Here is a 19,745-nt window from a genome sequence, read left to right as displayed (position 1 = left end):
GCAGGAAAGATGCTGAAATAAATTCAGCATGACGAACATTCTTGTTGAAGTGACGATTTAAAGAAATAAAATTATGAGACCGCTTGAAGATTATTTAGTTATTGATTTCAGCCAGTTTCTTTCTGGTCCTTCGGCAGGCTTGCGCCTGGCCGACATGGGTGCCCGTGTAATCAAAATTGAGCGTTTGGGTGTTGGCGATATCTGCCGCACGCTTTACACTTCGAACCTGATTATGAATGGCGAATCGTCGGTTTTTCATGCCATCAATAGAAATAAAGAGAGCTTTGAAGTTGATTTAAAAAGTGAAGAAGACTGCGAAATGGTCCGCGAGCTGCTAAAAAAAGCAGACGTAATGATTCACAACTTCCGCCCAGGTGTAATGGAACGTTTGGGTTTCGACTATCAATCGGTTACCGCTATAAATCCTAACATTATTTATGGTGAAATTTCTGGTTACGGAACCGCTACCGAATGGAAAAATAAGCCAGGTCAGGATTTGCTTTTACAATCGGTTACCGGCTTAACATCATTAACCGGAAATGCTGATAGTGGTCCTGTTGCCATGGGTTTGTCCATTGTAGATATGCTGGCAGGCGCACATTTAGCCCAAGGACTATTAGCTTGTTTATACCGCAAAGCCATAAAAAATGAGGGTGGATTTGTACAAGTAAGCATGATGGAATCGGCCTACGATTTTCAGTTCGAAACCATTACTACCTTTATGAATGATGGCGGATGTTTACCCGAACGTTCAAAAAAGAATAATGCAAATGCATATTTAGGTGCGCCATATGGTATTTATCAAACAGAAAACGGATATTTAGCCCTGGCAATGGGTTCAATCCCACAGCTGGGCCATTTACTTGATTGTGATAAACTCGAAGATTATGTTGAAGTAACTGAAGCATTTGATAAGCGGGATGAGATTAAAGCGATTTTAGCTGAACACCTTTTATCTGCCACCACCGAAAACTGGCTTTCGATACTGGAACCGGCTGATATTTGGTGTGCTGATGTTTTAAACTGGAATGCACTGATGGCGCACGATGGTTTTAAGGTGTTGAACATGATACAGGAAGTGGAAATGGTGGATGGTTACAAATATGAAACCACCAGATGTCCGATCCGAATTGATGGCGAGTTGCTCACTTCATCAAAAGGTTCGCCTAAATTGGGACAGGATAATGAGCAAATTATCAAAGAATTTATAACACAGCATACCACTGCAAATGCATAACCAGATAGATACTTTCAGAATAGCCGTTCGTAAATTTGCGCCCTTCGAATCTGCCATGCAGAAATTCTGGGATCAATATTGTGCTTTTTCGGGTTGTAAGCTGAAATTGGAAATGGTGGTGATGGATCTGCACGAGCTTTACGATAGTACCATTACCAGAAAAGGTTTGGCCAATGGCGACTTTGATATCGCCCATATCAGTACCGATTGGGTTTTGGAGGGCTACACTGATCAGGATTTTGAAGTTTTAAATCCATACATCAATAAAAATAAACCAGATGATTTTCCGAGGGGCTGGAGCAAGTCGCTGCTCAGTTTACAGCGTTTTGGCTGGGAAATAGTGGGACTGCCTTTTCATGACGGACCTGAATGTTTTATTTACCGAAGGGATCTGTTTGAAAATGAAACTGAAAAAGCCAATTATTTAGCACAATACGGAAAAGCCCTGGAAGTACCCAAAACCTGGGAAGATTTTCATCAGATTGCCAGATTTTTCAATCGCCCGCAGAATAAGCTTTACGGAAGTATCTTCGCATGTTACCCCGACGGCCACAATACCGTTTTCGATTTTTGCCTGCAGCTATGGACCAGGGGCGGAAAATTGGTTGATAAACACGGCCATATCCAGATCAATACACAAGCGGCCATTGATGGGCTTAATTTCTATCGTGCCATGGTTAATGATAAAACCGCTGTTCATCCGAAATCGTCAGAATTTGAATCTGTTGGTGCCGGAATAGCCTTCTCACAAGGTGAAGCAGCAATGATGATCAACTGGTTTGGTTTTGCAGCCATGTGCGAAGTGGATGACAATTCAAAGGTGAAAGGCAAAATCGATGTAGAACGTTTACCATCTGCTCCTGACAAAGAATCTGCTTCATTAAACGTTTACTGGCTTTACACCATTGCAAGTGGCAGTAAAAACAAAGATATCGCCTACGATTTTCTTCGTTTTGCTTTAGCAAAAGAACAGGATAAACAACTCACTTTAGCGGGCGGAATTGGTTGCCGGATTTCGACCTGGAAAGATGAAGAAATTAATAAAATAATCCCATACTACCATAAACTGGAAGCTTTACATGAAGTAGCCAATATGCTGCCTCAGAAAACAAACTGGGCTGCAATAGCGGCAATAATCGATCAGATGGTTTTGCAGGCGATTAATACAGATCAATCTACTGAAGAATTGATCCAGCTTGCGCAGAATCAGATTAATGAAATTGACAAATGAGTATTGAGATCAAATATAAGCCAGACCTACCCGAAACAAAGCAACCTATCATCATTATTGGTGCAGGGGGCATTGTAGGCGATGCACATCTTCCTGCCTATAAAATTGCAGGTTTTGAAGTGCATGGCATTGTAAACAGAACTAAAGAAAGGGCACAGAAATTAGCAGATACCTTTGGTATTCTAAACGTGTATAATTCAGTTGCAGAGGCGGTAAAACTGGCTCCTGCAAATGCCGTTTACGATTTAACCATCATGCCTGAGCAGTACATCGAAACATTAAAGCAGTTGCCTGATGGAAGTGCGGTGTTAATCCAAAAACCAATGGGTGATGATTTTACTCAGGCAAAGGAAATTCTCGAATTATGCCGCGCGAAAAACTTAAAAGCAGCTATAAACTTTCAATTGCGTTTTGCTCCGTTTGTAAGCGCAGCAAAATACCTGATCGATAAAGGATTAATTGGCGAATTATACGATATGGAAGTTCGTGTAACCGTTAAAACACCCTGGGAAATTTTCCCCCATGTGATTATTCACCCGCGGTTAGAAATCCAGTACCATAGCATTCATTATGTAGATTTAATCCGTTCGTTTTTAGGTAATCCGGAAAGTATCCTGGCGAAGACATTAAAACATCCGGCAAAGAATTTATCCTCATCACGTTCTACCATTTTATTCGATTACGGCGATACCATGCATGCGGTAATCAACACCAACCACGACCATGATTTCGGTCCAAATCACCAGGAAAGTTATATTAAATGGGAGGGAACAAAGGGCGCCATTGTAGCTAAAATTGGCTTATTGATGGATTATCCGCATGGTGTCCCCGATGTGTTTGAATATTGCATTGTAGAGGACGGAAAACAAGCAGCATGGCAAACCGTAAAGCTGGAAGGCTCCTGGTTTCCAGAAGCTTTTATCGGTACAATGGCCAATTTGATGCGGTATAATGAAGGATCGGCAGCTATTTTACACACCAGTGTTGAAGATGTCATCCAAACCATGGCCGTTGTAGAAAGTGCTTATCAATCGAGTGATATTGGAGGAGTAAAGGTTAAGGAACAATTAAATAAATAGAACGTCATTGGGAGGTATGGACTGAGTGAGCCAACCTGTGCTGATTTTTATCGGTAAAGCAATCTGTTTTGCAAGAAAGATTGCTTCGTTTCGATGAAAAATCGAAAACTCGCAATGACGGAATTATAGATAAAAAACACAAAATCGTCCTCGTTTGTAACGAGGATGCAGGAGAAAAGCGATTGTATCGCTTATAAAAAGTTAAAAAATATGTATTTCAAATCAACATTTTTTGAAGATTATCAATTACAGGATAAACGCGTAACCTTAGGCCGCACCATAACGGAAACCGATTTCGTCGTTCATGCAGGTCATACCGGTGATTTCTTTCCGCACCATATGGATGCAGAATGGTGTGCCACACAACCGTTTAAACAAAGAATCGCTCACGGAACAATGATTTTTAGCATTGGGATCGGTTTAACCGCATCTGAAATTAATCCGGAAGCTATGAGTAAAGGATATGATAAACTGCGTTTTGTTAAACCTGTTTTCATTGGCGATACCATTCATTCTGAAATCACAATCTCTGAAAAGGGGGATAGTAAAAGACCAGCATATGGCACTGTAACCGAACACGTAGAAATCATTAACCAGCACGGAGAAGTGGTATTGGTATGCGACCATCTTTTGGTAGTGAAGAAGAAAATTCATTAGCGCATTGGTCAATAGTTCATTGGTCTGAGCACTAACAGCGAGAGTTTTAGTAGCTATAATTACAAAGACCAATCGATTAACAAATGACCAATGAATTACTGAACAACAAACTAGACCTATTCACAAAACTAATGAACCAATGACAAATGAACTAATGAACCAAGCTAATGACTAACGAACCACTAAACACACAGCCAGAAATGATAACTGAGGGCGATTCGTCATCAGGGAAAAAATATTTATTGCCATTTATACTCGTGATCAGTTTGTTTTTCCTTTGGGGAATGGCACATAACCTCGATTCGATCCTGATTCCACATTTAAAAAAAGCCTGTAATTTAAATAACAGACAATCGACTTTGATCGACACCTCTGTTTTCTTCGCTTATTTTTTAATGGCTATTCCTGCCGGAATGATTTTGAAAAAGTGGGGATATAAAGCAACCATGATTTCAGGTTTACTGGCCTTTGCTTTCGGTGCATTTTTATTTGTTCCAGCTGCCAATAATCTGTCGTATATCACATTTTTGATTGCACTTTTCATCATTGGTTGTGGTTTAACCATGCTCGAAACTTCCGCAAACCCTTATGCTGCTGTTTTGGGCGATCCTGCAAAAGCGACAAGCAGATTAAATCTCGCAGCATCTTTCAACGGATTGGCTGCAATGGTAGCACCAATGATTGGCGGATTATTTATTCTATCAGGTAAATCGCATACCAAAGAAGAATTGGCAGCCATGACAGACGCAGGTAGAAACAGTTATTTCTTAGAAGAAGCGGCATCAGTTAAAACGCCATACATTACCCTAGGGATTGTTTTATTGGTAATAGCTGCTATATTTTACTTTATCCACCTTCCGGAAATTAAAACAAAAAGTATAGATGGTGAAGCTAAAGGCAGTTTTTTTGGTGCATTACGCCATAAACACCTAAAATGGGCAGTTGTTGCTCAGTTTTTCTATGTTGGTGCGCAGGTTTGCGTGACTAGCTTTTTCATCAGAATGGCTCAACAAGGTGGTGGCTTTGACGAGAAAACAGCAGCCTCATATTTGGCTATTTATGGTTTACTGTTCACTGTTGGTCGTTTTGCTGGAACTGCGATCCTTCAATTTGTATCATCGCATAAACTGCTCGCCATTTATGCGGTAATCTCTATTTTATTGTGTTTGGTAGCCATATTAGGCAAAGGCTCTTATGTGGTTTATGCATTGGGTGCAATAGGATTTTTTATGTCGATTATGTTCCCAACCATTTTTGCATTAGGAATAGATGGTATTGGCGACGATACCAAGCCAGGTTCGTCATGGTTAATCATGTCGATTGTTGGTGGCGCAATTTTACCATTTGGAATGGGAAGTTTAATCGATATGTATGGTGATAATATCCAGATCGGCTACAGCATTCCATTGGTATGTTTTTTAGTTATTCTTTATTTCGGTTTAAGAGGTTATAAAATCGCGCACAAATAATGATAAATTTTAGATATATCCAGGTTTTATGCATTATACTGATCATTCTTAACTTTTCAGTAAATGTTTTTGCGCAACCAAATGAAAATGCTAAACCCTGGGTATTTTGGTATTGGATGCATGGCGGAGTATCTAAGGCGGGAATTACCGCTGATTTAGAAGCCATGAAAAGCTCGGGCATAGGTGGTGCCTATTTAATGCCTATTTATGGCACCAATAAACCTGATGTATATCCACAGCCAGTGGTTCAGCTTACCCCGCAATGGTGGCAAATGGTCGAATTTGCGATGAGCGAAGCTAAACGATTAAACCTGAAATTAGGCATGCACGTAAGTGATGGTTTCGCCTTGGCAGGAGGGCCATGGATTACACCAGAACTTTCTATGCAGAAACTTGTTTGGTCTAAGCTAAACATCAAGCATACAGCAGCTAAAATCAATTTAACTCAACCAAAGTATAACGAGAATTATTATAAAGATATTGCTGTTTTTGCTTACCCGTCTCCTACAAATGCAGGTATTTCAACTAGGACAGTTATTCCCAAAATAACAACAAGCAATGGCGTTGATGCCTCAGGTTTAATTAAACCCGAAAACACTAAAAACTTTGGTTCAAATGAACCATGTTACATTCAATATGAGTTTGAGCAACCGTTTACCTGTCGCAGTATAACCATTAAAATCAATGGCAATAATTATCAGGCACATCGTTTGGCCATCGAAGTGAGTAATGATGGTCAGGTTTTTCGTTCAATAGGCAGATTAACGCCCCCCCGCCATGGCTGGCAAGATACCGACGAAAGTGTAACGCATGCTATTGTGCCGGCAACAGCTAAATTTTTCAGGTTTATTTACGATAAAAGTGGCGCTGAACCTGGATCAGAAGATTTAGATGCCGCCAAATGGAAGCCATCATTAAAACTGGTGAATTTGGAGTTATCTTCAGAAGCACAGATTAATCAGTTTGAAGGTAAAAACGGTTCGGTATGGCGGGTAAGTGAAAGAAGTACCGAAGCTCAAATTGCAAAGAATTTATGCATTCCGTTAAATAAAATGATCAATTTAACAGGTAAATTGAATCCTGACGGAAGTTTAAACTGGAAAGCACCAAAAGGCAACTGGACCATTTTAAGGATTGGCCATACTTCAACCGGGCATACCAATGCCACAGGCGGTGGTGGAACCGGTTTAGAGTGTGATAAATTTAATCCGGAGGCCGTAAAACTACAATTCGAAAGCTGGTACGGCGAAGCACTAAAACATGGCGGACCTGAAATCGCTCAAAAGGTTTTAAGTGTTTTTCATGTAGATAGCTGGGAGTGCGGTAGCCAAAATTGGTCGCCTGTATTTAAAGCCGAGTTTTTAAAGCGCAGAGGTTACGATTTAACACCTTACCTGCCCATTATGACCGGATTACCGGTAGAAAGTGCAGCTGTATCTGAAAACTTCCTTTATGATATAAGAAAAACCATCTCCGAGTTAGTTGTTGATCAGTTTTATAAAACCTTGGCGCAATTAGCCAAAAAGAAAGGTTTAACATTTACGGCCGAAAGTGTGGCGCCGACCATGATGAGCGATGGTTTAATGCATTATAAAATGGTGGATGTGCCCATGGGCGAATTTTGGCTGAACAGTCCCACACACGACAAACCAAATGATATGCTCGACGCGATTTCAAGTGCGCATATTTATGGTAAAAACATTGTTCAGGCTGAGGCTTTTACCACTTTAAGAATGGATTGGAACGAAAGTCCGGCGAGTATGAAAACCTTACAAGACCGAAATTATGCACTCGGCATCAATAAAATGGTATACCATGTTTTCGTTCATAATCCATGGATGGATAAAAAGCCAGGCATGACCCTCAATGGCATTGGTTTGTACTTTCAGCGCGATCAAACCTGGTGGAAACCAGGGAAGGCCTGGGTAGATTATGCAGAACGTACACAAAACCTGCTGCAACAAGGCAAACCGGTAGTGGATATTGCTGTTTTCACGGGCGAAGAATTACCACGCCGTTCAGTATTGCCTGATCGACTGGTTGAAACCCTACCCGGCATCTTTGGATCCGATGTAGTAGAGGCAGAAAAGAAACGTCTCGCCAATGTCGGTGAACCGTTAAGACAAATTCCAGCTGGCGTAACACATTCAGCAAACATGGCCGATCCTGAAAATTGGGTAAATCCGCTGCGCGGTTATGCATACGATAGTTTTAATCCAGATGTGTTAAGCACGGCTACAGTAAAAGACGGTCAAGTGGTTTTCGAAAGTGGGGCATCCTACAAAGTTTTGGTCATCCCGGGTAAAATGAAAATGAACCCGAATGATCAGTATATGAGTTATGCAACTGTAAAAAAAATATTTGAATTAATTATAGCGGGCGCTAATGTGATTGTAGCAGACAAGCCTTTGTATCAAAATGGTTTACAACATGTTAGTCAATCTGCATTTAGCTCGGCAGTGGATGAAATTTGGAAGAATAATTTTCATGAGATAAATAATAATAATCATTCTGTTTTAATGAAAATAATGGATAAAGGAAATCTGTTTAAAGCTCCTTTTAATACCGATAATTTTAAACTTTTAGGAATTGAACCAGATTTTTATGTAACGGAAGCTAATTCGAACAGTGAGCCAATTACTTATGCAAAAAAAGTTGCTTATACTCACAGGAAAACTGATAAAAAGGATATCTATTTTATTTCAAATCAAGAGGCTAAAGAAAGAAATTTATGGTTTTCATTCCGTGTAACCAATAAAATACCACAAGTTTATGATGCTGTTGCCGATAAGTTAACTGACGTTAATAATTGGTCGAGCGAAAGGGGACGAACAGGCTTTACGTATAAAATCGCGCCTAATCAAAGTTTGTTTTTTCTCTTTGAAAAAGAAACCACAAAAACTAAACTTAATAATGGCAACAACTGGTCAACTTTCAAAACCATCCAGGATATTTCCAAATCATGGCAAGTCAAATTCGATACCGCATATGCCGGACCATCAAAGCCTGTCATTTTTAACGACTTATCCGACTGGACATTAAATACCGATAGCCTGGTTAAATATTATTCCGGAACAGCTGTGTACACCAAGAACTTCACTTTTAATGGAGATCTTAAAGGTAAAATCTGGATTGATTTAGGTGAGTTCTCCAGCATTGCAGAAGTAAAGGTAAATGGTATAAACTGCGGTACACTTTGGACTGCCCCACATCGTCTGGAAATTAGTAAAGCCTTAAAGAAAGGAGAAAACCAGATTACTATCGAAGTAACCAATACCTGGGCTAACCGTTTAATCGGCGATCAGCATATTCCTGAAAATAAAAGAATGACCAATACAAATGCACCTTTCCGGTTAGAAGGAAAGCCGTTAAATCCAGCCGGATTGTTAGGCCCGGTAGTGATTCAAGTGGAGGAATTATAGAAGATGGCAATACTAAAGAAAATAGAAGGAAACGAGCTGTATCTATACATGAATGGAAATCTTATATACAAACGCTGGCTTAATACCGGACAATCAAAAGTATTTGATATCATGGCTTATGATAAATATACATTGATCAGTATTCGAGATTTAGCATATGAAAATAGTGGCGGACTTTTGCCTGTAAAAGCCAAATTAAAACTCAAAACAGTAGAGGAAGGTGGACGGCAAACTGGATTTATTAGTGGATACAGACCAAATCATGTTTTTGAGTACAGTGACAACGGACAATTGTTGCAGACATACATTGGCGACATCATATTTGAAGGCAAACCGACAATTGAACCCGGAGAAGAAAGAGTAGTAACAGTTCGCTTTCTAATAAATCAACCAATTGAAAAATATCTAGACAAAGGCCGAATTTGGTGGATACATGAAGGACAAAGGCAAATTGGACAAGCAGAAATAATATGAAGACAAAATAACTGTCCTTCACTAAGCTCCCAAACCAATAAGATATGAACGCATTAAAAATTAATTTATCCCTTGCTTTGCTAACCATAGTGCTCTGCTTAAATGCACAGGAAAAAGCCTTGGTAAACAATTCAAATTCACCCTACGCCAAATTGCACAGCATCAATATGACTGATGTAACCTGGACGAAGGGTTTTTGGGCAGATCGTTTCAAAATAGCTACCGAAACCATGGTACCCAATATGTGGGCCATTTATAACGATCCTAAAATCAGTCATGCTTTCGAAAATTTCAGAATTGCAGCAGGATTGGATACCGGATCTCATTCAGGCCCTTCTTTCCATGATGGCGATTACTACAAAACTTTGGAGGCTGTAGCTGCGCTTTATGCTTCAACCAAAAACCCAAAACTGAACGAAATGATGGATCAGGCCATTGTAGTGATCGGTAAATCGCAGCGTGAAGATGGATACATCTACACCAAGGCCATGATTGAGCAACGAAAAACCGGTTCTAAAAACCAGTTTCAGGATCGGTTAAGCTTTGAATCCTACAATATTGGCCATTTAATGACAGCTGGATGCATCCATTATCGCGCTACAGGTAAAACTACTTTACTTAACATCGCTAAAAAGGCAACCGATTATTTATACAACTTCTATAAATCGGCCTCACCTACATTAGCGAGAAATGCCATTTGTCCATCGCATTATATGGGCGTGATAGAAATGTACCGCACCACAAAAGACCCACGCTATCTGGAACTTGCTAAACATTTAATTGCCATTAAAGGTAAAATTGATGATGGAACAGACGATAATCAGGATCGGATTCCATTTTTACAGCAAACTAAAGCCATGGGACATGCTGTAAGGGCAAATTATCTTTACGCTGGTGTGGCCGACCTTTATACCGAAACGGGTAAAGACTCGCTATTAAATACCTTAAATTTGATGTGGGATGATGTAAATCAACACAAAATGTATATTACAGGTGGCTGTGGCTCACTATACGATGGTACTTCGCCAGATGGTACGTCTTACAATCCCGCAGATGTGCAGAAAATTCACCAGGCATTTGGCCGCGATTACCAGTTACCCAATTTCACTGCGCATAACGAAACCTGTGCCAATATTGGCAACGTACTTTGGAACTGGCGAATGCTGCAGATTACAGCAGATGCCAAATATGCTGATGTGATGGAACTGGCTTTACATAACAGCGTTTTATCAGGAATCAGTTTAGATGGAAAGAACTTTTTGTATACCAATCCATTAGCTCAATCGAATGATTTACCTTTTAAACAACGCTGGTCGAAAGATAGAGTACCCTATATAACCTTATCAAACTGCTGCCCGCCGAACGTGGTACGTACCATTGCTGAAGTAAGTGATTACGCTTATAGTGTTTCTGATAAAGGACTGTGGTTTAATTTATATGGAGGTAATAACTTAAGTACTAAATTAGCTGATGGAACAAAGATTTCATTATCGGAAGAAACCAATTATCCATGGGATGGAAGGATAAAAATCAACATCAAAGAAACGGAACCTAAGGCTTATTCAATTTTTTTGAGAATCCCGGCGTGGACACATGATGCAAAAATTACGATCAACGGAAGAGCTGTAAATATTAAGGCCACTTCGGGTACCTATGCAGATGTTAATCGTATCTGGAAAAAAGGAGATGTAATCGAGTTAAACCTGCCTATGGATGCCACACTGATCGAGGCCAATCCCCTGGTGGAAGAAAACAGAAACCAGATCGCCGTAAAACGTGGCCCGGTTGTTTATTGTTTAGAATCGACAGATCTACCTGGAAAAAGTATTTTCAATGCTTTTGTGCCTACCTCAACTAAGTTCGAGGCAAAGTCGATAAATATCGATGGGGCTGAAATGATGAGTCTGGTCGGTAGCGCAAAAATAGTGGAACCGAACAACTGGAAAAATGTGTTATACCGTCCGATTGACTATAAAAACGAAGAAATACAAATAAAGCTGGTACCGTATTTTGCCTGGGGAAACAGAGGACATTCAGAAATGTCGGTATGGTTGCCGGTGAGTAGATAATGTGTAGAGGACTGGTAGGCGTTTCGTCATGCTGAATTTATTTCAGCATCTTTCTAGCTTAAGACCCTGAAATAAATTACCTTCGGTGAGCTCGCTTAAAGCTAGGTTTACTTCGTAGCTTTCGTAAACTCAGGTGAGGGTGACTCCCGACTAAAAAATAAATGAAAACAATGAAACTAAAACTCATCATATTTTTAAACCTTGCATGTTGCTTCATCGCATCTGCAATGGTTAAGCCCGTGTCTATTTTTACAAATCACATGGTGCTACAGCAACAAAGCAATGTGGCGATCTGGGGCTGGGCTAAACCCGCAAGCAAAGTAAAGATCAGTACTTCCTGGAACAAACAAAACTATACCGTTACTTCCGATCAGCTTGGTAAATGGAAGGTAAGGGTGGCCACACCAACAGCAGGAGGGCCTTACGAAATTGAATTAAATGATGGTGAAAAATTAGTTTTAACCGATATCCTGATCGGCGAAGTGTGGTTTTGCGGCGGACAATCAAACATGGAGATGCCGATGAAAGGTTTTAAAAGCCAACCCATAATTGGTTCTAACGAGGTCATTTTAAAATCGTCGAATAAAAATATCAGGTTGTATACCGTTCCACGTTCTTCAATAACCGAAAGACAAGAAAATAGCAAGCCTTCTGATTGGAAATTGGCTGCACCAGAAACCGTTTCTAATTTCAGTGCCACGGCCTATTATTTTGGTTCGTTGTTAAGCGAAATGTTGAACGTACCAATTGGAATCATCAACGACAGTTACGGAGGATCAACTATCGAGGCCTGGATGTCGCCGGAAGATCTAAAAGCCTATACCGAAATTAAAATTCCATCAAAAGGCGACAGCATTAAAGAAGTTAGCCGCACACCAACCACCCTGTATAATGGTATGCTGTATCCAGTGATGGGTTATGGCATAAAAGGTGTTATCTGGTACCAGGGCGAATCTAATTACGAGCGTCCGGATCGTTACGAAGATCTGTTTCCTGCAATGGTTTCTTCCTGGCGTAAAAACTGGGACAATGGCGATTTCCCGTTCTATTATGCCCAGATTGCACCATATAATTATGCACAATTGCCTCCTAATCATATTGGTGGAAAATATAATTCAGCCTATTTAAGAGAAGCACAACGTAAATCATTGGCTAAAATTCCAAATTCTGGAATGGCAGTTTTATTGGATATTGGCGAAGAAAAATCTATTCACCCAGCAAACAAAAAACAAGGCGGACAGAGACTGGCTTACCTTGCTTTAGCTCAAACTTATGGCATTAAAGGTTTTGGTTTCTCAAGCCCCAATTACGAATCATTAACGGTAGAAAAGAATACTGCTGTGATCAAATTTCAAAATGTACCAAACGGCTTAACTTCTTTCGGTAAAGAACTATCTTTATTCGAAATTGCAGGAGCCGACAAGAAATTTTATCCGGCAAAAGCAGCCATAAAAGGAAGTAGCATAAACGTTTCAGCCCCTGAAGTTAAAGCGCCCGTAGCCGTTCGTTACGCCTTTAAAGATTTCGTAATTGGGGATTTGTTTGGAAACGATGGCCTGCCTGTTTCCTCATTCCGTACTGATAACTGGGATAATTAATCATGATTTTAGCCACTAAGACACAAAGCGCACGAGGTATTTTAGCCAGGAACTTAAATGTTCTTTCATGCCTGATATGGTTGAAAATTCCTTTAAATTTCTTATGTGGTCTCAGGTGCCTTAGGTGGTCAAAAAACACACACCTTTTCTTTGTCTTTTTGTGGTTAATCATTCCAAATGCTTTTTCGCAAGAAAAAGACAATGTGGTATGGACCTCACAAAGTAACAATTCATCAGCATCTATGCCCGTAGGTGGTGGCGATATTGGCTTAAACCTTTGGGTAGAAAAAGGTGATGTTTATCTCTACTTATCGCGTAGCGGAACATTTGATGAAAATAATACCTTACTCAAACTTGGTCGTGTTAAACTGAGGTTAAGTCCGAATCCTTTCGAAGGAAAAACCTTCAAACAGGAACTGATTTTAAGAGATGGTTATGCCCTGATTTCCGGCACAAATGGTCAATTAAACACTCAAATTAAGGTTTGGGTAGATGTTTTTAATCCGGTCATCCACCTTGATGTAAAATCCAATCAGAAAGTTACAACCGAAGCCAGTTACGAAAGCTGGCGTTTTGAAGACCGCATCACGAAAGGCAAAGAAAATAACCAGAATTCGTATAAATGGGCACCTCAGGGTATTGTTAAAACATGGAAAGATGAAATAGCCTTTAAAAATAATGTTATTCAATTCTACCATCAGAACAAACCTGAAACCGTATTCGATGTTACCGTAAAACAGCAGGGACTTGAAGACAGAAAAGCTGATCTCTTTAATCCTTTAAAAAATCTCATTTCCGGAGGTGGCATGCAAGGCAGTAATATGGTGCCGGCCGGAAACTATTCAGGGATATACCTCAGTACGCCATTTAAAGCCTGGACTTTGAAAAGTAAAACGCCTGCTGTTTCAAACCATATCACCGTTACTTTAAATACTTCAAAAACAGCATCAGTTAGCGAATGGGAGAAGGATTTAAATAGGATAAAGGTTAAAAACGATCAAAAAGCCAGTATAAAATGGTGGAATGCCTATTGGGCAAAAAGTTTCATTTACATTCAGGCTAAAGACGAAACGGCAAATCAATCGGCTAAAAACTATCAGTTGTTCCGGTATATGCTGGGCTGCAATGCCTTTGGTCAATATCCAACAAAATTTAACGGCGGACTTTTTACTTTCGACCCTCAGTTAACGGATACGGCCTTAAAATACACACCAGATTTCAGAAACTGGGGTGGTGGAACACATACCGCTCAAAACCAGCGCCTGGTGTATTGGCCAATGTTGAAAAGCGGAGATTTTGATATGATGAAAGCTCAGTTCGATTTCTATCTGAATTTATTGAAGAATGCAGAAATCAGGACTGAAGCATCCTGGGGGCATAAGGGCGCTAGTTTTACCGAACAATTAGAAAATTTCGGACTACCAAATCCTGCTGAGTATGGCTGGAAACGCCCTGCTGATTTTAATAAAGGTATGGAGTATAATGCCTGGTTAGAATACGAATGGGACACTGTGCTGGAGTTCTGTATGATGATTTTGGAAACTGAAAGGTATGGTGGCAAAAACATCGATAAGTACCTTCCTTTAATCGAAAGTTCACTTACCTTTTTTAAAGAACATTATACTTATTTAGCCAAACAAAGAGGCGCAAAAGCTTTGGATGCCGAAGGACATTTGATTTTATATCCAGGTTCCGGGGCCGAAACCTATAAAATGGCTTACAATTCTACCTCTACAATTGCGTCTTTAAAAACAGTTCTGGAAAGATTAATGGCGCTGCCTTCTTTGTCTGAAAGCAAAAAAACCGAATGGGCAGCGATGCTAAAAACCATTCCACCAATAAGTTTCAGGGCTTTCGAAGGACATGCCACCATTTCTCCTGCTAAACTTTGGGAGCGTATTAACAATCAGGAGAGTCCACAGTTGTATCCTGTATATCCATGGGGAATTTATGGAATGGGTAAACCTGGTTTAGATACCGCAATTAATACTTTTAAATACGATACCGATGTGCTGAAATTCAGAAACCATATCGGATGGAAACAGGATAACATCTTCGCTGCAAGGTTGGGCTTAACTGAAGATGCAGCCAAGCTAACTATAGCTAAGTTAAAAGATTCTGGCAGGAGGTTTCCTGCATTTTGGGGGCCAGGTTTCGACTGGACACCGGACCACAACTGGGGTGGATCGGGTATGATCGGCTTACAAGAAATGCTGATGCAGGTTGACGAAAAAAAAATATATTTGTTTCCGGCATGGCCAAAAGATTGGGATGTGCATTTCAAACTTTATGCGCCTTACCAAACCACGGTAGAAGGAACTTTAAAAGATGGAAAATTAATAGAATTGAAGGTATTACCTGAATCGAGAAAGACTGATATAAAAATAATGATTAATTAAGCGGTATCGTCATCCTGAACTTGTTTCAGTATCTAACAGGAAAGATGCTGATCCCAGAACTTCGGACCAGCATGATGGACGCTTTAATATAAAAAAGAGATGGATTTACAATTAAAAGAAAAAGTTATTGTCATCACGGGTGCTGCAAAAGGCATTGGCCGTAGTATTGCAGAAGTATTTGCCAAAGAAAATGCAATTGCGGTAATTGTTGGCAGAAAAGCAGAAGACAATCAGATCGTGGTTGATGCAATTGCTACAAATGGCGGAAAAGCAGCACAATTTGTGGCTGAACTATCTAACCCGGAAGATTGCGAAACCGTGGTGAAAAATATAGTAGCACAGTTCGGCAGGATTGATGGTTTAGTAAATAACGCAGGCGTTAATGATGGTGTGGGTTTAGAAAGTGGCAACTATAAAGACTTTATGGCCTCGCTGCATAAAAATGTGGTACATTATTATTTGATGGCGCACCATGTTTTGCCAGAATTAATTAAGAGCAAAGGTGCTATTGTCAACATCACCTCTAAAACCGCAGAAACGGGACAAGGAAATACTTCAGCTTACGCAGCTGCTAATGGTGGGAGAAATGCCTTAACCCGTGAGTGGGCAGTTGAATTACTGAAATATGGCATCCGTGTAAATGCAGTAGTGGTTGCCGAATGCTGGACACCCGCCTACGAAACCTGGATCGAGACTTTAGACAATGCGGAAGAAAAGTTAAAAGAGATTACGGCTAAAATTCCATTGGAGAACAGAATGACAACTGCTGAAGAAATTGCGAATATGACGGCTTTTTTAATGTCAAGTAAATCAAGCCATACCACCGGACAAATTATTCACGTTGATGGCGGTTATGTTCATTTAGATAGAGCTTTAGCCAACGCCTAGTTCTGTCCGCAGTTTTTAGTTAACAGTTTACAAATTACAGTTAACCGATTGACCAATTTATACGATTAACCTTCAATTTAAATGAAAACCCTTACCTGTACAACACCTGGAACTTTCGAATATTCAGAAACAACAAAACCTGAACTTAAAAAAGACCATGCAATTATAAAAATTAAAAGAATCGGTATTTGTGGAACCGATTTACATGCCTTTGAAGGTACCCAACCTTTCTTTAATTACCCACGGGTTTTAGGTCACGAGTTGTCTGGCGAGTTGGTTGAGGCCGATGGAGCTGATGGTTTCAAAATAGGAGAGGCGGTTACTTTTATTCCATATTTTAATTGTGGTGAATGTATTGCCTGTAGAATGAACAAACCTAACTGTTGTGTTAAAATGCAGGTTTGCGGTGTACATGTTGATGGAGGAATGCGCGAATATTTACAGGTTCCTTCCAGAACACTTTTACATGGCGAAGGCTTGAGTTATGATGAACTGGCATTAGTGGAACCTTTAGCCATCGGTGCACATGGTGTCCGCCGGGCAGATGTTCAGCCCGGAGAGTTTGTACTTGTTATTGGTGCCGGACCAATTGGTTTAGGTACAATGGAATTTGCAAGGATAGCAGGCGCAAATGTGATTGCTTTGGATATTAATGAAGACCGCCTGGCTTTCTGTAAAGATAAATTAAAGGTGGCCCATGTGGTTAATGCCCTTTCTCCTGATGTGGTGCAGCAACTTAGCGACATTACCAATGGCGATATGCCAACGGTTGTAATTGATGCTACAGGTAACCAAAAGGCAATTAATAACGCCATAAACTATATGGCACATGGAGCCAGGTTCGTTTTAATCGGACTTCAAAAAGGGGATTTAATTTTTAACCATCCTGAGTTTCATAAAAGAGAATCCACCTTAATGAGCAGCAGAAATGCCACCATTGAAGATTTTGAACATGTAATTAAATCGATGAAGGCAGGTTTGGTTAATCCAACAAATTACATCACGCATCAGGTTCAATTCGAAGCGGTAAAAGATGAGTTCGAAAGCTGGTTAGATCCTAAAAACGGGGTGATTAAGGCTATGGTTAGTTTGGGGAATTAAACTTTAGCCATAATTTAACGCTGGTCGTCATGCTGAATTTATTTCAGCATCTATTATACATAATATTCCTGCCAGAAGATCCTGAAACAAGTTCAGGATGATGGTTCGTCATTTCGAGCGAAGTGCAACGCAGCCGAGAAATCTATTTTCAATTTACTATTACTTAATAGATCTCTCTCCCGATTTAAAATCGGGACTTTGCTTCAGTCGAGATGACGATTTTTTTATTGGAACCTTTCAATTGTACTTGTTTCATTAATACAATCACAGGAATACGATCGCATAAAAAAGCTGGTAATCTTATGATTACCGGCTTTTGCATTAAGGTTTTATTGAAATTACTTATAAAAAACCTCATTCCAATGCAATTCATTTCTGAACTGATTGATTTTGGTATCAGCACCAATATTTACATATTCTAAACCGGCAATATTGGCAAAATCCAATAAATGTTCAGTCGTTAAATTCTGACTATAAGCAGTATGGTGTGCACCACCGGCATAAATCCAGGCTGCACAACCTGTTTTCATATCAGGTAAAGGTTTCCACAATACACGGGCTACCGGTAAGTTTGGTAAATCATGTTCAGCTTCAACAGCTTTCACTTCGTTCACCAGCAGACGAAAACGGTTACCCATATCAATTAAAGCTGCATTTAAAGCATCACCACCAGCAACATTAAAAACCAGTCGGGCAGGATCAGCTTTACCACCAATACCCAATGGGTGAACCTCTAAGCTTGCTTTACCGCTAGCCAAAGAAGCATCAACCTCGAGCATGTGCGAGCCTAAAACCATCGAATTTGCGGGATCGAAGTGATAAGTATAATCTTCCATAAATGCATTTCCACCGGCCAAACCTGCACCCATTACTTTACAGGCACGTACTAAAGCTGCCGTTTTCCAATCGCCTTCACCTGCAAAGCCATAGCCATCGGCCATTAAACGCTGCGCAGCAATTCCTGGTAGCTGGATCATGCCGTGCAAATCTTCGAAAGTATCAGAGAAACCTTTAAAGCCACCATCTACTAAGAATTTTCTTAATCCTAATTCAATTTTGGCTGCCTCATAAACAGATGAGTGCCTTGCGCCGCCAGCTTTTAAATCATCAGCCATTTCATAGGTGGCTTCGTATTCTTCTAATAAAGACTGAATGGCATCTTCACCTATTCCATTAATTACTGCTACCAAATCGCCTATACCATAAGTATTTACAGCAAAACCGAATTTCATTTCAGCTTCAACTTTATCGCCATCGGTAACGGCAACATAACGCATGTTATCGCCAAAACGGGCAAATTTAGCGCCTTGCCAATCGTGCCATCCGGCAGCAGCCCTGCACCAGGTATCAATCTGTTTGGCCACTTCTTCATCCTGCCAATGCCCAACAACTACCTTACGGTCTTTGCGCATGCGCGAAACCATAAAACCAAACTCACGGTCTCCATGTGCACTTTGGTTCAGGTTCATGAAATCCATATCGATGGTATTCCACGGAATATCGCGGTTAAACTGTGTGTGTAAATGTAGTAATGGTTTTTGCAAAACATTTAAACCCCTGATCCACATTTTAGCAGGAGAGAAGGTATGCATCCAGGTGATTACCCCAATACAATTCTCGTCAATATTGGCTTGTTGTAAGGTTTCGAAAATCTCTTCAGTCGTTTTTACAATCGGTTTGTATACCACCGAAACAGAAATACTGCCGTTTTGGTTTAACGAATCGGCTACCTCCTGGGCATGTGCTGCCACTTGTTTTAAGGTTTCTTCACCGTACAAATGTTGTGTACCCGTGATAAACCAAACTTGTAATTTTTTTAAATCAATCATTACTATTTATGTTATTTTTAATTTATTCAATGCCACGGTCTGTGTCCTCACAGGCCGATTTTTTTTCTTTTTTTGAAAAGCAAGGTTCCGTATTTCATCGGTTACTGCAGTCCTGCTTTCCGTTTTATTCACCCACCTTCGGTTGGGCTCATGCTCACTCCAATCAGGTTTAGATTACTTAGGTAAAACTTACAATTTTAAACCCGACAGCAGCGACAGCTCCCGATTCTTCATCGGGACTATAGCGAATGGCGGGGCTTTCGTTTCCTAAGCACCACTGTACCTGCTTTCC

The 19,745-nt window shown here is 40.2% G+C and carries 13 protein-coding genes; 12 read left to right on the top strand and 1 reads right to left on the bottom strand.

What is annotated here, in order from left to right; all coding sequences use genetic code 11:
* Positions 1-73 precede the first annotated feature (73 nt).
* The 12 genes from AC07YT_RS01515 (at position 74) to AC07YT_RS01460 (ending at position 17,624) form a co-directional block, all read left to right on the top strand.
* Positions 74-1,237 carry a CaiB/BaiF CoA transferase family protein gene (locus AC07YT_RS01515; protein WP_086546150.1) on the top strand — a complete coding sequence of 388 codons (1,164 nt, stop codon included), beginning with the start codon at positions 74-76 and terminating at the stop codon, positions 1,235-1,237.
* Entirely contained in the window at positions 1,230-2,468 is a 1,239-nt protein-coding gene (locus tag AC07YT_RS01510) for an extracellular solute-binding protein (protein ID WP_086546152.1), read from the top strand. Before AC07YT_RS01515 ends, AC07YT_RS01510 begins: the two co-directional genes overlap by 8 nt.
* On the top strand, positions 2,465-3,547 hold the full coding sequence (locus AC07YT_RS01505) for a Gfo/Idh/MocA family protein (protein ID WP_086546154.1): 1,083 nt from the start codon (positions 2,465-2,467) through the stop codon (positions 3,545-3,547). Before AC07YT_RS01510 ends, AC07YT_RS01505 begins: the two co-directional genes overlap by 4 nt.
* A 210-nt stretch (positions 3,548-3,757) precedes the next feature.
* A complete protein-coding gene (locus AC07YT_RS01500; RefSeq protein ID WP_086549319.1) occupies positions 3,758-4,204 on the top strand; it encodes a MaoC/PaaZ C-terminal domain-containing protein in 447 nt (148 codons plus the stop codon).
* Between the two features lie 167 nt (positions 4,205-4,371).
* A complete protein-coding gene (gene fucP, locus AC07YT_RS01495) occupies positions 4,372-5,673 on the top strand; it encodes an L-fucose:H+ symporter permease (RefSeq protein ID WP_494945131.1) in 1,302 nt (433 codons plus the stop codon).
* Positions 5,673-9,095: a glycosyl hydrolase gene (locus AC07YT_RS01490; RefSeq protein ID WP_086546156.1), complete on the top strand. Its 3,423-nt coding sequence runs from the start codon at positions 5,673-5,675 to the stop codon at positions 9,093-9,095. The genes fucP and AC07YT_RS01490 overlap by 1 nt, the downstream gene beginning before the upstream one ends.
* A 3-nt stretch (positions 9,096-9,098) precedes the next feature.
* Positions 9,099-9,569 carry a hypothetical protein gene (locus tag AC07YT_RS01485; protein ID WP_086546158.1) on the top strand — a complete coding sequence of 157 codons (471 nt, stop codon included), beginning with the start codon at positions 9,099-9,101 and terminating at the stop codon, positions 9,567-9,569.
* Positions 9,570-9,613: 44 nt separating this feature from the next.
* Positions 9,614-11,638, top strand: coding sequence for an aceric acid hydrolase (locus tag AC07YT_RS01480; RefSeq protein ID WP_086546160.1), 2,025 nt, complete (start codon positions 9,614-9,616; stop codon positions 11,636-11,638).
* A gap of 170 nt (positions 11,639-11,808) precedes the next feature.
* A complete protein-coding gene (locus tag AC07YT_RS01475; RefSeq protein WP_494945130.1) occupies positions 11,809-13,236 on the top strand; it encodes a sialate O-acetylesterase in 1,428 nt (475 codons plus the stop codon).
* Between the two features lie 158 nt (positions 13,237-13,394).
* Positions 13,395-15,635, top strand: coding sequence for a DUF5703 domain-containing protein (locus tag AC07YT_RS01470; protein WP_086546164.1), 2,241 nt, complete (start codon positions 13,395-13,397; stop codon positions 15,633-15,635).
* Positions 15,636-15,734: 99 nt separating this feature from the next.
* Entirely contained in the window at positions 15,735-16,523 is a 789-nt protein-coding gene (locus tag AC07YT_RS01465) for an L-fucose dehydrogenase (protein WP_086546166.1), read from the top strand.
* An 81-nt stretch (positions 16,524-16,604) separates the two neighbouring features.
* Positions 16,605-17,624 carry a zinc-binding alcohol dehydrogenase family protein gene (locus AC07YT_RS01460; protein ID WP_086546168.1) on the top strand — a complete coding sequence of 340 codons (1,020 nt, stop codon included), beginning with the start codon at positions 16,605-16,607 and terminating at the stop codon, positions 17,622-17,624.
* Between the two features lie 338 nt (positions 17,625-17,962).
* On the opposite strand, the gene araA is transcribed toward AC07YT_RS01460, so the two are convergent.
* Positions 17,963-19,453, bottom strand: a complete 1,491-nt coding sequence (gene araA / locus AC07YT_RS01455) for an L-arabinose isomerase (protein WP_086546170.1) — start codon at positions 19,451-19,453, stop codon at positions 17,963-17,965.
* Between the last annotated feature and the right edge of the window lie 292 nt (positions 19,454-19,745).

This window comes from Pedobacter sp. GW460-11-11-14-TSB4 (genome assembly GCF_059423705.1).
Note: the sequence above shows the minus strand (reverse complement) of the source record. Positions and strands in the feature narration are given on the sequence as shown.

Coding starts and splice junctions, on each gene's coding strand:
- AC07YT_RS01515 (WP_086546150.1), top strand. CDS start 74: ATGAGACCGCTTGAAGATTATTTAGTTATTGATTTCAGCCAGTTTCTT.
- AC07YT_RS01510 (WP_086546152.1), top strand. CDS start 1,230: ATGCATAACCAGATAGATACTTTCAGAATAGCCGTTCGTAAATTTGCG.
- AC07YT_RS01505 (WP_086546154.1), top strand. CDS start 2,465: ATGAGTATTGAGATCAAATATAAGCCAGACCTACCCGAAACAAAGCAA.
- AC07YT_RS01500 (WP_086549319.1), top strand. CDS start 3,758: ATGTATTTCAAATCAACATTTTTTGAAGATTATCAATTACAGGATAAA.
- fucP (WP_494945131.1), top strand. CDS start 4,372: ATGACTAACGAACCACTAAACACACAGCCAGAAATGATAACTGAGGGC.
- AC07YT_RS01490 (WP_086546156.1), top strand. CDS start 5,673: ATGATAAATTTTAGATATATCCAGGTTTTATGCATTATACTGATCATT.
- AC07YT_RS01485 (WP_086546158.1), top strand. CDS start 9,099: ATGGCAATACTAAAGAAAATAGAAGGAAACGAGCTGTATCTATACATG.
- AC07YT_RS01480 (WP_086546160.1), top strand. CDS start 9,614: ATGAACGCATTAAAAATTAATTTATCCCTTGCTTTGCTAACCATAGTG.
- AC07YT_RS01475 (WP_494945130.1), top strand. CDS start 11,809: ATGAAACTAAAACTCATCATATTTTTAAACCTTGCATGTTGCTTCATC.
- AC07YT_RS01465 (WP_086546166.1), top strand. CDS start 15,735: ATGGATTTACAATTAAAAGAAAAAGTTATTGTCATCACGGGTGCTGCA.
- AC07YT_RS01460 (WP_086546168.1), top strand. CDS start 16,605: ATGAAAACCCTTACCTGTACAACACCTGGAACTTTCGAATATTCAGAA.
- araA (WP_086546170.1), bottom strand. CDS start 19,453: ATGATTGATTTAAAAAAATTACAAGTTTGGTTTATCACGGGTACACAA.